This window comes from Chitinasiproducens palmae, assembly GCF_900095735.1.
GTDB classification, from domain to species: domain Bacteria; phylum Pseudomonadota; class Gammaproteobacteria; order Burkholderiales; family Burkholderiaceae; genus Chitinasiproducens; species Chitinasiproducens palmae.
In genome coordinates this window covers 331455-346292 of the sequence record NZ_FNLO01000003.1, presented here as the reverse complement: position 1 = coordinate 346292, position 14838 = coordinate 331455, and the positions used below count along the sequence as shown (strand labels likewise).

The 14838-nt window shown below is 66.9% G+C and carries 11 protein-coding genes; 5 read left to right on the top strand and 6 right to left on the bottom strand.

Annotation, left to right across the window (positions count from 1 at the left end; genetic code table 11):
- Positions 1-95: 95 nt before the first annotated feature.
- The 3 genes from BLU54_RS07280 to mctP all read left to right on the top strand — a co-directional run bounded on the left by BLU54_RS07280 (position 96) and on the right by mctP (position 2852).
- Positions 96-926, top strand: a complete 831-nt coding sequence (locus BLU54_RS07280) for an AraC family ligand binding domain-containing protein (RefSeq protein ID WP_328586107.1) — start codon at positions 96-98, stop codon at positions 924-926.
- 208 nt (positions 927-1134) lie between these two features.
- Positions 1135-1338, top strand: coding sequence for a DUF3311 domain-containing protein (locus tag BLU54_RS07275; RefSeq protein ID WP_091906498.1), 204 nt, complete (start codon positions 1135-1137; stop codon positions 1336-1338).
- Entirely contained in the window at positions 1335-2852 is a 1518-nt protein-coding gene (gene mctP / locus BLU54_RS07270) for a monocarboxylate uptake permease MctP (RefSeq protein WP_091906496.1), read from the top strand. Before BLU54_RS07275 ends, mctP begins: the two co-directional genes overlap by 4 nt.
- A 271-nt stretch (positions 2853-3123) precedes the next feature.
- On the opposite strand, the gene BLU54_RS07265 is transcribed toward mctP, so the two are convergent.
- Entirely contained in the window at positions 3124-4401 is a 1278-nt protein-coding gene (locus BLU54_RS07265) for an MFS transporter (protein ID WP_235837829.1), read from the bottom strand.
- Between the two features lie 506 nt (positions 4402-4907).
- On the opposite strand from BLU54_RS07265, the gene fhuE reads away from it, so the two are divergent.
- Together fhuE and BLU54_RS07255 are read left to right on the top strand one after the other, a co-directional pair.
- Positions 4908-7148 (top strand): ferric-rhodotorulic acid/ferric-coprogen receptor FhuE, encoded by a 2241-nt coding sequence (fhuE, locus tag BLU54_RS07260; protein WP_235837828.1) that lies wholly within the window; start codon positions 4908-4910, stop codon positions 7146-7148.
- A 124-nt stretch (positions 7149-7272) separates the two neighbouring features.
- On the top strand, positions 7273-8172 hold the full coding sequence (locus BLU54_RS07255; protein ID WP_091906703.1) for an SDR family oxidoreductase: 900 nt from the start codon (positions 7273-7275) through the stop codon (positions 8170-8172).
- A gap of 366 nt (positions 8173-8538) precedes the next feature.
- Here BLU54_RS07255 and BLU54_RS07250 read toward each other — a convergent pair whose 3' ends face one another.
- From BLU54_RS07250 to BLU54_RS07230, 5 genes are all read right to left on the bottom strand, one after another.
- A complete protein-coding gene (locus BLU54_RS07250; protein WP_091906494.1) occupies positions 8539-8859 on the bottom strand; it encodes a hypothetical protein in 321 nt (106 codons plus the stop codon).
- 12 nt (positions 8860-8871) lie between these two features.
- Positions 8872-9060 (bottom strand): hypothetical protein, encoded by a 189-nt coding sequence (locus BLU54_RS23150; protein WP_139169527.1) that lies wholly within the window; start codon positions 9058-9060, stop codon positions 8872-8874.
- 468 nt (positions 9061-9528) lie between these two features.
- Positions 9529-9738 (bottom strand): hypothetical protein, encoded by a 210-nt coding sequence (locus tag BLU54_RS07245; RefSeq protein WP_091906492.1) that lies wholly within the window; start codon positions 9736-9738, stop codon positions 9529-9531.
- Between the two features lie 657 nt (positions 9739-10395).
- Entirely contained in the window at positions 10396-13029 is a 2634-nt protein-coding gene (locus tag BLU54_RS07235; RefSeq protein ID WP_091906487.1) for a PAS domain-containing sensor histidine kinase, read from the bottom strand.
- Between the two features lie 158 nt (positions 13030-13187).
- Positions 13188-14810, bottom strand: a complete 1623-nt coding sequence (locus BLU54_RS07230) for an SH3 domain-containing C40 family peptidase (protein ID WP_091906701.1) — start codon at positions 14808-14810, stop codon at positions 13188-13190.
- Positions 14811-14838 lie beyond the last annotated feature (28 nt).

Below are 14838 nucleotides of genomic sequence, written 5' to 3'. Positions count from 1 at the left end.
GGCGACTGGCAATGCGTCCGCGCTTTGGGGAAGCGCACGGGACTGCTAGTGTAAGCTGGTCGTGCAACGACACTCCGCCAATCTTCGTCGAGAAAATGACAAGCTCGTCGCCACCCGTCGTCTTTCCTTCGTTCGTGACAGGCGCCCTGCGCGTCGCGCCGGGCAGCTTGCCGCCCGGCCTGGCCGACGCACCGCCGGCCGCAGAACCCTTGCCCGCTGAATTCGACTCGAACACCTTGCTGCACATGCCGCGGCCGGTGATCGCGATCGCGAAGAACTATCCGCAAGGCGCCGACACCCGCGAACATGTGCATCCGCGACCGCAATTGCTGTACGCCGTCGACGGCCTGATGCGCGTCAGCACCGACACCGCGCTGTGGCTGGTGCCGCCGCAACGCGCATTGTGGATTCCGGCCGGCGTGCGGCACGCGGTGACGATGCTGACGCCGGTGACGATGCGCAGCGCCTATATCGAATCCGACGCGGCCCCCGAGCTGGGCGGCGATTGCCAACTGCTGGAGGTCAGCCGTCTGCTGCGCGAACTGATGCTGGCGCTGACCGCATTGCCGATCGTGTACCCGGAACCTGGGCGCGGCAGCCATCTCGCCGCGCTGGTGCTGTCCGAAATCGAGGCGGCCGACACCGTGCCGATCGACATCCCGTGGCCGCGCGATCGTCGGCTGGTGGCGATGTGCTCCGCCATCCTCGCCGATCCGGGACGGCGCGCGACAACTGGGCTACGCCAGTCCGAGCGCATTCACCGCGATGTTCCGCCGTGCGCTCGGCAGACCGCCGAATCGTTACTTCGCGACACGGCGTGGCGCGGGGCAGGAAGCCGAAACCTCGGCCTGAACGCGCCGGCCGGCCGGGTCGGGCCGGCCGGCGAGCGGCGGCGGCAAGGCGTTGGCGAGCATTACGTTTCGTAAGTTTGTGTCACCTTCGCGCAACGTTTGACGGGCGGGCCGGCACGGAGCGCACAAGCCGCCTGCGCTCAGTAAAATAACGCTCACTTGCAAGCGTCGGCGGCTCACGAGGCGGCCGGCGTTTCGGGGTATTGCGCGCGTCTTGCCCGGCGCAGCTGGAGACCGCCGGGCATGGGCCTGACACGATAAGAAACGCTACAACGAGACTGCCATGACCCGTACCGAAGAAACGTCCGGCCGACCGGCCTGGATCAGACTTCTATTGCTCCTGCCCTTCATTGCCTTGCTCTGGGTGCCGTTCTACAACGATGTGCGTCCCGCGCTGTGGGGCTTTCCCTTCTTCTACTGGTATCAGTTCCTCTGGGTGCCGTTGACCTCGCTGATCATCTACATCGTCTACCGGGTGACCAAATGATCACGGCCAACTTCAACTCCACCGCAGTCATCGTCTTCCTCGCGTTCTTCGTACTGGTGACGGTGATCGGCTTTGGCGCCTCGCGTTGGAAGCGCGGCGACCTGCGCGAGCTTCATGAATGGGGACTGGGCGGCCGGCAGTTCGGCTCGGTCATCACGTGGTTCCTGGTGGGCGGCGACTTCTACACCGCGTACACGGTGATCGCGGTGCCGGCCCTCGTGTATTCGGTGGGCGCCTACGGTTTCTTCGCGCTGCCCTATACGATCATCGTCTATCCGTTCGTGTTCGCGGTCATGCCGAAGCTGTGGCGCGCCTGCCATCGCGCGAACCACATCACGGCGGCGGACTTCATCCAGGGTGAGTACGGCGGACGCTGGTTCGCCGCGGCGATCGCCGTGACCGGCATTCTCGCGACCATGCCGTATATCGCGCTGCAGCTCGTCGGCATGGAAGTGGTGATCAAGGGGCTCGGCATCTCGGGCGAAGTACCGCTGATCGTGGCCTTCCTGATCCTCGCGGTGTACACCTACGCCAGCGGCCTGCGCGCGCCGGCGATGATCGCCTTCGTCAAGGACATCATGATCTACATCGTGGTGATCGTGGCGGTGTGGCTGATCCCGTCGAAACTCGGCGGCTATGGCGCGGTGTTCAGCAACGCCGACGCGTTCTTCGCGGCAAAGGGCGGCGCCACCGGCATCACGCTGAAGTCGACGCAGTTCACCGCCTACGCGACGGTGGCCCTGGGCTCGGCGCTGGCGGCGTTCATGTATCCGCACACGATGACCGCGATCCTGAGTTCGGGCTCCGAACGCACGATCAAGAACAACGCGGTGTTCCTGCCGGCGTACACGCTGCTGCTGGGCCTGATCGCGCTGCTTGGCTACATGGCGATCTCGGCGGGCGTGACGGTCACTTCGAGTTCCGACGTGGTGCCGCAGCTGTTCAACAAGCTGTTCCCGTCGTGGTTCATCGGCTTCGCGGCCGCGGCGATTGCGATCAGTGCGTTGGTGCCGGCGGCGATCATGTCGATCGGCGCGTCGAATCTGTTCACGCGCAATCTGTGGCGTCCGTTGGTGAACCCCGCGATGACCTCGCATCAGGAATCCGCGACGGCCAAGCTGTTCTCGCTGATCGTGAAGTTCGGCGCGCTGATCTTCATCATCTTCCTGCCCGCGAAGTTCGCGATCGACCTGCAACTGCTCGGCGGCGTGTGGATCCTGCAGATCTTCCCGGCGGTGGTGTTCACGTTGTTCACCGCGCGCCTCAAGCTGCCCGCGCTGTTCCTGGGCTGGGCGGTCGGCATGGTGTTGGGCACCGGCTTGGCACTGGCGCAAGGCCTCAAGCCGTTGTATGCGCTGTCGCTCGGCGGACATACCTATCCGGTGTACATCGGTCTGCTGGCGTTGATCGTCAACATGGTGATCAGCTTTGGACTGTCAGCGGTGTTGCCGTCGCGCGGCCGTCCGCAAACCAGCGTGCTGCGCGACCCGGATGCGGTGGCGCTGCGCGACTGAGTCGCCGCCGGGCCCGAGTCGGTATCGAGTCGGTATCGAGTCGGTATCGAGTCGGTATCGACTGGAGATCGCGTGGACCGAGTCACGGCCGCGTGAAGCGGGCGTGATGCCAGCCGCCAGCGCGGCGGCAGCGGTGCAAGACTGAACGGAAACGCCTGGCCAGTGCGTCGTTGCGACGCCACTGGCCAGGCGTTTCCTTTTTCAGCGGCTCGGCGACGTTGCGCTCACTCGCATGTGTTTCGACCGCGCACGTAGTCGCATCCGCGCCCGTTCAATCGACCAGTTCGATGCGTTTCACCTCGCCGAGCAGGAAGGTATAACAGGCGGCGCCGATCAGCGCGAACACACTGACGAGCACCAGCGCCAAGGCGAAGGAGCCGGTGCCGCGCACGATGTAGCCAATTGCGATCGGCGTCACGATGCCGGACAGATTGCCGGCGAAATTCACCGCGCCGCCCGCAAGGCCGATCAACCCCTTCGGCGCGATGTCGGCCATCAACGACCAGGAACACGACGACACGCCCTGCGCGAAAAACGCGAACGACATGATCGCGATGACCGCGGCGTCGGAGTGGGCGAAGATCGCCAGCGTCATGCTCGGCACCAGCAGCAGACCGCCGACGATAGGCGTCTTGCGCGCCGCGCTCACCGACATTCCGGCCCGCAACAGGCGATCCGACAGCATGCCGCCGAACAGCACGCCGATCGACGCGGCGATGAACGGCAGCGCCGCGAAGGTGCCGGTTTTCAACACCGTCATGTGTCGTTCGGTGATCAGATAGGTCGGGAACCAGGTCAAAAAGAAGTACAAGGTCGACAGCACGGCGAACTTGCCGATGCATACCGCGATGATCTGTCGATCCGACAGCAGGCGCCGCAGCGCGCGCCAGGAGAACGCCGGTTTCGCGCCTTGCGTGTCGTCGAGCGCGCCGCCCGCTCGCAGCAGCGCGCGTTCGGCGGCGTTGGCGCGCGACGCAGCGGGGTCGCGATAGAAGCCGTACCAGACGAGGCTCCACAGCAAGCCGACCGCGCCCGTTGCGTAGAACACCGCCCGCCAGCCGAAGTGGTGGAAGACCCAGAACATCAACGGTGTGAGGAAGGCCATGCCGACGTACTGGCCAACGATGTAAACGCTCGTCGCCAGGCCTCGCTCGTCGCGCGGGAACCAGATCGACACCACGCGGTTGTTGACCGGAAACGTCGGCGCCTCGGCGATGCCGACGCCCATGCGCAGTCCGAACAACGTGCCGAAGCGCGTGACCAGTCCTTGCGAAAAGGTCAGGACCGACCAGATCGCGATCGCTACCGCATACATGGTCCGCGAGCCGAAACGATCGACCAGATAGCCGCCGGGCAGGTTGCACAGCGCATAGGTCCACGCATAGGCGGAAAACGCAAAGCCGAGCGCCACGGGATCGAGACCGAATGCCTCCTTCAACGCTGGCGCCACCACGGCCAGATTTGCGCGGTCGACAAAGTTCAGTGCGGTCGCACCGAACACGAGCAGGAGCATGACGTAGCGGTGGCGCGTGGCGGGCTGCTGGAGCATGGCGGCATTCGGTCAGGAAAAGCGGAGCGGGCAGGGAGCGCGGGCGCCACGGCGACCAGGGCATCAGGGCGACCAACGACTAGGGCGGACAAGGCGACCGGGTCTCGACGAGCGGCCCGGCTGTCCGCCAGCGGCGCTGCGCAGGGCGGATTCCTCGAACACCGATGGGGCGCGCGGCGCCAGAAGCATACCGTTATAAAAAGGCGCGTGCCATTACTCCACGTCGATGGCGGACGCATCCCGCATGGACGTGGTCGCCACTTCGCGAGACAAGCGCTGTGCGCATCCGGCACCGCAGTTGGTACTGCACTGAGCAGCGGGTTCGACATCGTCGGTGTCGCCTTCGCCCCCGCTGTACGGCAACGTCCTCCTCCCGGTTACACAAAGCTTACATTTGAGAATGAATCTCGTTATCATTCTATTTCTCAAATTTGGCTCGCACTCGCTTGTCGCTTCGCCCGCATGAGGCAGCGGTGGGCCGGCGCTGGCCGTCACCAGGAGTCGTCGTGCATAGCCTGTCCAGTCGTCGTGAATTCGCCCGTCCGCTTGGCTGCCGGTCGAGCTGCAATGTCTTGATCGCCGCCTTGATGGCGGCGGGCAGCGTGTGCGCCCAGGAAACGACGGCAGCGAAGCCGGCGGCGGGAGACGACGAGCGCCTTGCGACGGGCGCGGCCCTGCCGGCCGTCGCGGTCAGCGGCAGCCGTGACAATCCGGCCACCAGCGAGGGGACCGGCGCCTACACCACCGGCGCCACGAACACGTCAACCAAGTTGCCGTTGTCGCTGCGCGAGACGCCGCAGTCGGTCAGCATCGTCACGCGGCAGCGAATGGACGATCAGAACCTGTTCTCGCTGGTCGATGTGCTCAACAACACGACGGGCGTCAGCACCCGCACGCTCGACAGCGAGCGGGTCAGCTTTTATGCGCGCGGCTTTCCGATCACCAATTATGAATACGACGGCGTGCCGACCACGCTGTACGATACGACGTCGGCGCTGGGTGACGCCGCAAGCGACATGGCGATCTACGATCGCGTCGAAGTGCTGCGTGGCGCCACGGGCCTGCTGAACGGCGCGGGCAACCCGTCGGCGACAGTCAACCTGGTACGCAAACACGCGTTGCGGGAATTCTCGGCGTCCGCCAAGGCGACGGTCGGATCCTACGACTTCTACCGTACCGACGCTGACATTTCCACGCCGCTGACCAAGGACGGCCGCATCCGCGCGCGCGTCGTCGCGGCCTACGAACAGCGCCGCTCGTTCATGGATCTCTATCGCAAGAACAAGTCCGTGCTGTACGGCGTGGTCGACGCCGACCTGACGCGCGACACGACGCTGAGCGTCGGCTTCAGCTATCAAAACACGCGGCCGCGGGGCGTGACCTGGGGCGGCCTGGCGGCGCTGTACAGCGACGGCACGCAGACCGATTTCCGTCGCTCGCTGAGCAACGGCGCCGACTGGACGAAGTGGCAGACCGAAGCGCAGACCTTGTTCGCGAATATCGAGCATCGTTTCGAGAACGGCTGGACGGTTCGCGGCGTGTTTACGCACGCGAACAATGACTACGATGCCAAGCTGCTTTACCTGAGCGGCTTTCCAAACCCGGTAAGCGGCGGGGGCGTCGTGCCGAGCAGTGCCGTGCACTACGTGGGCGACCGCCAGCAGAATTCGGCTGACCTGTACGCGAGCGGCCCGTTCTCGCTGCTGGGACGCCGGCATGAACTGGTGCTGGGCTGGAGCGGCTCGCGACAGGTCAACAACACGGTGGGCTACAACAACGTGTCACCGTTGCCTGCGTCCGCCGGCAACTACTTCCTGTGGAACGGTTCGCTGCCGGAGCCGACCTTCTCGCCGACCGTCAACTACGTCACGCATTCGAGCATCGACCAGAGCGGCTTCTACGCCACCGGTCGTTTCTCGCTGGCGAATTCGTTGCAGTTGATCGTCGGCGGCCGCGTCAGCGATTACGAGATCGAAAGTCTGAGCAGCGGCAAGCCCTACCATTACAAGAAGGACAACATCTTCATCCCGTACGTCGGCGTCGTATACGACATCAACGACACCTACGCGGCGTACGCGAGCTATACCGAAATCTTCAACCCGCAGTTGTACCGCGACGTGAACGACGTGCCGCTCAAGCCGGTGACCGGCAAGAACTACGAGATCGGCCTGAAGGGCGAGTGGATGAATGGGCGGCTGAACGGGACGGCGGCCTTGTTCCAGACGCGGCAGGACAACCTTGCGCAAGTCGACCCGAGCGGCGTGACGCTGCCGGACGGCAGCGCGGCGTATCGCACCGTCGACGGCACGAAGACCGAGGGCTTCGAGTTCGACATCGCCGGGCAGCTCAGCGACCAGTGGAATCTGTACGCCGGATATACGCACTTCACGTCCAAGGACCGTGATGGCAACGCGGTGAATACCAATATTCCGCGCACGCTGGTGCGCCTGTTCACGACTTACCGCTTGAGCGGTGCCTGGCATCCGGTGACGCTGGGTGGCGGCGTGAACTGGCAGAGTTCGAACTACACCGACGTCACCGGGCCGGTCGGCAAGACGCGGCTGTGGCAGGGCGCGTATGCGTTGGTCAATCTGATGGCCCGCTACGAGTACAGCCGGCAACTGAGTTTTGCGTTCAACATCAACAACCTGTTCGACCGCAAGTATTACAGTCAGATCGGCTTCTACACGCAGGCGTCGTATGGCGAGCCGCGCACCTTCATGCTGAGCGCCCAGTACAGGTTCTAGTGCGGCGTGCCCGTTCGAAACACGGTCGGGCATGCGGGATGCTGTTGTCCAGCGTCAACCTGACGCGTCGCCATGTGCGGCGCGCGTCAGCCGAATCACGCTTGCACAACCGCAGGAGCATCCGATGAGCACTCCGAACCAGTACGCCATGCAGGATCCGACCAAGCAGTATCCGAAGCCGGAATTCGACGAGCAGCCGCAGTCGGCGCCCGGCCTGGCGAAGGCGATGCGACCGAAACCGGACCATGGCGAGGACAGCTACAAGGGTTTTGGTCGCCTCGCCGGGCGCCGCGCGCTGATTACCGGCGCCGACTCGGGCATCGGCCGCGCGGCCGCGATCGCCTTCGCCCGCGAAGGCGCCGATATCGTGTTGAACTACCTGCCGAGCGAAGAAGCGGACGCAAAGGAAGTCGTGGCGCTGATCGAGCAGGCCGGGCGTCGTGCCATCGCGTTGCCTGGCGACATCAGTGAGGAAACCTTCGCCACACAGCTGGTGCGCCAAGCGCATGAAAAGCTGGGTGGGCTGGATATCGTCGTCAACGTCGCCGGCAAGCAGACAGCGCAGAAAAGCATCGCGGACGTGACGACCGAACAGTTCGACGCGACGTTCAAGACCAACGTCTACGCGCTGTTCTGGATCTGCAAGGCGGCGCTGCCCTTGCTGCCGGCCGGCGCGACCATCATCAACACGGCGTCGATCCAATCGTATCAACCGTCCCCGACGCTGCTCGACTACGCCTCGACCAAGTCCGCGATCGTCGGCTTCACGAAGGCGCTCGCGAAGCAGGTAGCCGAAAAGGGCATCCGCGTCAATGCGGTCGCGCCGGGTCCGATTTGGACGCCGCTGCAACCGAGTGGTGGCCAGCCGCAGGAAAAGATTCCGACGTTCGGCGAGCAATCGCCGCTGGGCCGCCCTGGCCAGCCGGCTGAACTCGCGTCGATCTACGTTTTCCTGGCTAGCCAGGAATCGAGTTATGTCACCGGCGAAATCTATGGCGTGACCGGTGGCAACCCGCTGCCTTGAGACTGTCGGGGGCTGGCCGGACTCGCGCGCGAGCCGACTAGGCTGGCGCCCATCCCGTCCACGTGGGCCAGCCGATCAGACGACCTGATGCATGGCCACTCGAAACGGCGTTCGATACCGCGCAGCTTGCGCGGTCGGGCGCCGTTGTCGCTTGTAAAGGACGTCGGCTGCCACCGGCTTGCGCCCGTACGCCTGCGTCGGTGTCTGGACGCTGCAGAAAACGCGCTTGCGCAATTGGATCCGCCGCGCGCTCGGTCACCAGGGGCTTGCAAAGCGACCATTGAACCGATGCCGCCGGCCGCCCCTAAGAAAGCCGGGCGGGCGCGGCACGCAGGCGGCACTGCCCTGCCTGCCGCGCGACGGCCATCAGCCGTCTTCGCCGACCGCGGTGGGATCGGGCGTGCCTCTCTGGCCTGCAGGCTGGGTGGACGGCGCGGTGCCGCTGTCGCCCGCGGTACCGCCCGGTTTGTCGATACCGCGCCGACTGTCGTCGGTGGACGGCGACGAAGCGCCGCCCTCCGCAATCGACTGGTCGGGCGCGCTGCCTGGACTTGCCGCGCTGGCAGGGCCGCCGGAGCTGCTGGAACTGCCCGCGCTGCTCGGATTGGCCGTGCGCGCGTCGTTTTCATCACCCGGAAGGTCGGCCTGTGCCGCCTGCCCGGTGACTTTCTGGGAAGTGTCGCTCATTGCCGTCTCAACTCACCGTTGTTTGAGGGAATCTGCCGAAGTCTGTGCGGATTGCGTGGCATTGGCACCCTGGCGGTCGATTTCAGCCTCCTCGCCGCGAGTGGTGCGCAGGTCTTCCTGCATGGCATCACGAATCGCAGCGCGATCGAGACGTTCGGAAAGCGGGCGGGCCGGACCAGCAGGGCGTTTGGAATCGGGCATGTCTGCACTCCTCGGTTGAACGGGTCGGACCGAATGTGCAGCAATGCTTATGCCGCGCGCGCCGCCAAGCTCCGCCTGAGGTGCAGTCAAATCCTTGAAAAATCTGCGTGGTCGCTTCGTAAAAACGACACATGCACGGCAGCGGCGTTAGGACGGCCCGGTCGTCCCGATCGGTGTCCGGGAACATCGAGAGAGCGGGGCAACGCGGCGGAAACAACTGTGCCCCGGCCGACAGGCCCTGGCTTGCAAGTCAGGCGGGCGCGCGTGACGCGCTAACCGTCAGCAGCGGCGGCCGCGCGGAAGCAGCAATGAGAAGCAGCAATGAGAAGCAGCAATGAGAAGCAGCGAGGGACGAAGCGGGTCGTAAGACAGGCAGTGAGCGGCGGGGCGCGATCGGCCTGACGGACGACAAGACGAATTCGATCGACTCGACGGTCGAGGCGGCGCAACGCCGTCTGCGGCTCGGCCTCAGGTCGGCGTGCGAGCGATGCCGAGCCGGCGCAGCACGGCTTCCCCACGCACGGTGAGTCGCGCTTCGGCCGGTTCGGTGCGGACGATCTCGACCAGCTTGTCGTCCTGCAGCGCGAACATGTCGGGCGTGGCGGCCGAGACCTGCAGCGGCGCATTCAGCAGCAGGAGCAGGGCAGCGATCTCATGGGGGCTCAGTAGTCGGGGCATGACAATCTCCGTTCGTGAGTCGGGCACGGATGCAGTGATTCCTTGCGTTGGCTGCCGACCGATTCGCCGCGCCATGAAGCAGCGTGGTGAACGTCGGGTGGTCGACATCTAGCGGTGCATCTTACCCTCGCCGAGTGACGGAATTTGCGTGCAGTTGTAAGCGAACTTTACCGCTCGACCCGCCCCGCTCAGTCACCCGTGACTGTGTCGTGCGGCACTGTAGTGGAGGTGTGTGTCGGGCATGTGTCGGGCATGTGTCGGGCGCGTGTCGGCCCGGCCGACCACGCGTGCAGCGCTCGGCGCGAACGCTGCATCAACGTCCTGCAGACGGCAGGCAAGCGGCAGGTAAGCAGCGCCCAAGCGGATCGCAAGCCACGCGCGGCAACATCGAGACGCCGCCCCTGGAGCGCGGCGTGGCACGATGCGGCGGCGCAGCAACGCGGCGGCAGCGCGCGGCGGCGTCCGTGGTGGTGCGGCACCATGGCGCAGTGCAAGCATCTTGCCGCGCAGTCCTCGCCGCGGCTGCGGCGTAACGGACTGACGCATTTCAACGCAAGGCCAGGCGATCGGCGCGTGACCCTTTTGCCACGACGGCCGGGCTGAACGCGTCGGGCGTGTGGCAACGGCCCGCGTCGCCAGCGCGGCCGCCGGCGGGGACTACCGCGCGTCGAGCGTGCGCCGGGCGTCCAGGGCGTCGCGTACGCGGCGCCGCAGGCGCGGCAGCGTGGTGTCCGTCAGGTCGTCGGCCGACGCCTCGACCACCGCCAGCGATGGGAGCGTGGCCTTGGCCGCCGCCGCGAAACCCCGGTCCGGTCCATCCAGCGTCAGGACCAGGGCCACGGGCAGGCCACTGCCCAGCACGGTCAGCGCGCTGGCGGCATCGGGCGCCTTCAATACGCGATAACCGAGTGCGGCAAAGCTGGCCACGAAGCCCGCGCGGAGCGCGTCATCGCCACCGGTCAACAGCAGCGTCTCGTCGCCGGTCACCGGCGTGTCCTCGCGCGGCGCTGCCAGCGGCAGATAGAGCCGCACCGTCGTGCCTTCACCAACCTTGCTGTCGATCGCGATATGTCCGCCGCTCTGACGCACGAAGCCGTACACCATGCTGAGGCCGAGCCCGGTGCCGCGGCCGTCGGGCTTGGTCGTGAAGAATGGTTCGAAGACGTGGTTCAGGACGGCCGGTGACATCCCGGCGCCGCTGTCCGACAGCGCAATCTCCAGATAGTCGCCGGCAGGAAGTTCGCCCGGCCGCTCCGGTGCATCGGCGAGGAAGATCCGATTGCGTGCCTGTAGCACGATGCGGCCAACGCCGTCCATCGCGTCGCGGGCGTTGATCGCCAGGTTCAGCAGGGCGTTTTCCAACTGGGAACGATCGACGCACAGCAATCCGACGTCGGGTGCCAGATCCAGTTCGACCTGAATCTTGGCGCCGAGCGCATGCCGCAGCAGATCGTCCATCGCGCCGATCAGTTCCGTCAGGTCGATCGTGGTCGGTTCCAGGGCTCGCTTGCGAGCGAAGGTCAACAGCTGCATCGCCGTGCGAGCACCCTGGCGCACGGCCGCCTCCGCCGCGGCCAGCCGGCGTTGCGCGATCGCGTTGCCGCGGGTTTCGACCTGCAGTAGCTGCAGATTGGCCGAGATCAACTGAAGCACGTTGTTGAAGTCATGCGCCAGTCCCCCGGTGAGCTGGCCGACCGCCTCCATCTTCTGGCTCTGCCTGAGCTGCGCTTCCAGCACGCGGTGCGCGGTGACATCGCGGACGCTGCCGATCATCATTGCCTCGTTGCCGGGCCCTTCGGCCGGTAACGGGATCAGGACCGCGTCGGCGATGCGTTCGCCGTCGCCGAAATCGCCGGCCACCTCGTAGTTGACCGGGCGGCCGGTGGCGAGGCACTCGGCGACATGTCGTTGCGTCGTTTCGTACAGCGCGGGCGAAAGCAGGCTGTCCAGGCGTTGGCCGCTGATGGTTTCCACGGGCCGCGACAGGAAGGCGACGCAGGCCGGGTTGGCGGCCAGCAGGCGCAGGCCGCCGTCCGCTTCGACCCGGGCGAGGAAGAGTGCATCGGCAAGATTGTCGAACAGCGTGCGCAGCCGGCTTTCGCTGACGTTGACGCGCTGCTCCAGCGTTCGCGTCTTGCCGAGCAATGACGTCTCGACGCGCTTCAGTTCGCTGATGTCGAGGGCGGTGCCGCCGAATTCGCTCGCGGTTTCCTGCAGGTCCCGGTTGCTGGCGATCTGCACCCAGCGGTGCGCGCCGTCGTCTGACCAGTCCAGCGTGAGTTGGACCTCGACATGGTGGTCCAGGTAACGGGCCAGGGCGTCGGCCATCGCCCGGCGCTCGGGCATCGCTCCGCCCAGCGCTTCCGGCGCCAGGCCCTCGCGCAGGCTGTCCGCCGGCAGACCGAAGATCCGCGCGAAACGGGCATCGCCGCGCAGGCGGCGCGCCGCCACATCGTAGCTCCAGGTGCCGACCGGCGTGCCCGCCTCCAATGCACGCTTGAAGCGGAGGTCGGCTTCGCGCAACTCCTGCTCCAGCTCCCGGGTGGCGGTTACGTCGAGCAGGATGCCGGGCGCGCGCGCGCGCCGCGCGCCATCCGCGCCTTCGCCGCGGTCGATGCGGCCAACCGCCTCGATCCAACGCAACGTGCCGCCGGTCCGCAGCCGGAACGCCAGCCGGAACGGGCCACCGACTTCGAGTGCCTGACCCAGTCCGTCGGAAAAGGCGCGCCGGTCTTCCGGCTCGATCGCGCGGACCAGGCCGTCCATCGGAATGCCGAGCTCGGCCTCGTCCGGATCGACGTCGAGCAGTTCGCCGAGCCGCCGATCAATCCGCAGGCAGTCGGATCCGACATCCCACAGCCACGAACCCAGCACGGCGCCGGCGCTCAGTGCGAGGTCGACACGCTCGGTGGCGTCGCGCAGGGCTTCGCGAGCGCGCCGTTCGTCGCTGCGGTCGCGAATTGTCCAGCCGTAGCCGACATGACCGGTTTCGTCGAACAGCGCGGTGACCGAGACGGCGGCCCAGAAGCGCGCTCCGTCGCGCCGCCGGCACCAGCACTCGATGCGCCGGTCCTGCGGCGCCGCGGCCTTGCCCAACACGTCGAAGACCCGCGCCACCTCGGCGGCTCCGAAGACGATCTCGATCGAGCGCCGCAGCGCGTCGTCGGGATACCATCCCAGCACCCGGTGCGCGCCGGGGTTCCACGCCAGCACGGTGCCGCCGGTGTCCGTCGCGATGACGGCCAGGTCGGAGGTCTGCTGTACGATCAGATCGAAAAGACGGGCGGCCATGGCGTCAGATGGCGAATTAGGCGGTGGACCGGTCCGTCACCGACCGGACGCACGGCATAGCAGCGCCTTCCGGCGTCGCGCAGCGCGCCATTGTAGCCGCTTCGCGAGGACACACTGTCGCGCCGCCGCATCGCTGCCGCATCCCCTCGGCCACGCGCTCAATGACCTTCCGCCGGGTTGCCGGGCTGACCGGTGGCTGCATCGTCCGCCTGCGCGGCATCGAGCGACGCACCGACCGCAGGGGGCGCGGCGGCGTTCGGCCGCGCCGTCCCGGACGGCGCGACCAGCAGGCCGAGCCGGAAGCGCTTGCGGGCGGCAAGCGACTGCAGCGTCGGATGGCCCGGCACGTCCGGATGCAGTGGAAATACGAGGCCCATGCCGATCACGGCGCGCCGGCTGCCGTCCGCCGGCGCCAATCCCCATACGTTCTGGTACACGAAGGGCGTGCGCACGCCATGGTCGTCGGCTTCGCCGAGGTACAACATCACGTGGCCGCCGATGTCGATCAGCGTCAGCAGTGCTTGCCCGTTGCGACGCAGCGCCGCCAGTCGCGCCGCTGGCGTGGCATGCGACAGGTCGACGACGTGCAATGCATCGACCTGCGCCGACGAGTGGCGGGGCAGCCACAGGCCGAACGGCAGCAGCAGGCTGCGCAGTTCCGCCGAGCAGTCGTTGTAGCCGTTCGCGTTGCCCCAGCCATATGGGCGGCCCGCGAGCGTGCCGATCAATCTCGCGAAGTGCGCGCGGGTTGCGGGCCAGGGCACGGCGGCGATGTCCGCGGCGGCGAGCCGGGCGCGGCGCACGACCGCGCGTCCGTCGGCATCGGCGACTGGCAGCAGCACGGTGGCGGTCGCATCACCGGAGCTCGCCGCGAGCATCGGCAGCAAGGTGCCGAGCGGCGCCGCGAAACGGAAGCGGCCGGCTTCGTCGCTCAATGCGACGCTCGCCGCCAGAGGCGCTGCGGGGCGCGCACGCAGTGCAGCGCGCCACTGCCGCACGAACGCGGGATCGGCGTCCGCGAGCGTCGTACTGTGGACCCAGCCTTCGGCTTCCGGCGCAAGCACGTAGGTCCACTGCCGGTCGGCGCTCTCGCTGACCCGGTAGACCGGCGTGGCGGGGCGCAATGCGCTGACCTGCAGATTGTCGAACGGGTAGCCCTCGCCGGGCAGTTGGAAGTCGTAGAAGTGCGGATCGTCGGTCGGCAGATCGCGCAGCGGTGCGTTGTCCACCGTGATCGCGCGGCGCGCCGGCTCGAAGCGCGCGCCGCGCGCCGCGGCCAGCGCGTCGATGCGCATATTGGCCGCGATGCGCTCGATCCAGGCCTGGTCGTGCGGCCGAAAGTTCTCGCCGTAGCCGATGCGTCGCGCCGACTTGCCGGCGTTGCCGTAGCGCGCGACCTTGGCTCGCAGCCTGACGCTGGCGAGCATTCCGCCGCCGTGCTCGACGGTTTCGGCAAGCCATGGCGAGCCATCGTCCGCCTCGGTGCCGACGTAGCGCGCCACGAGCGCGTCGCGCCAGCGCAGTTGCGTATCGAGCGGCACCAGCGGCGCGTCGCGATCCGATGCGTTCTCGGGCAGCACGTCGGACACCGCGGTCGGCACGTCGTCGAGCGGAAACAAGCTCAGCGGAACGGACGCGCCAGCGGCGCGCGGGCCGCTTGCCGGGGTCCGATGCGGCGACGGCGCGCCGGTCGACCGCATCGAACCGTCGGTCTGCGCGCAGCCAGCCAGCGTTGCCGCCGCCAATAGTGCCGCGACACGGCTTGCGGCCAGCCAGCGCATGCTGGCGCGCTGGTCGCCCTGGCTGCGT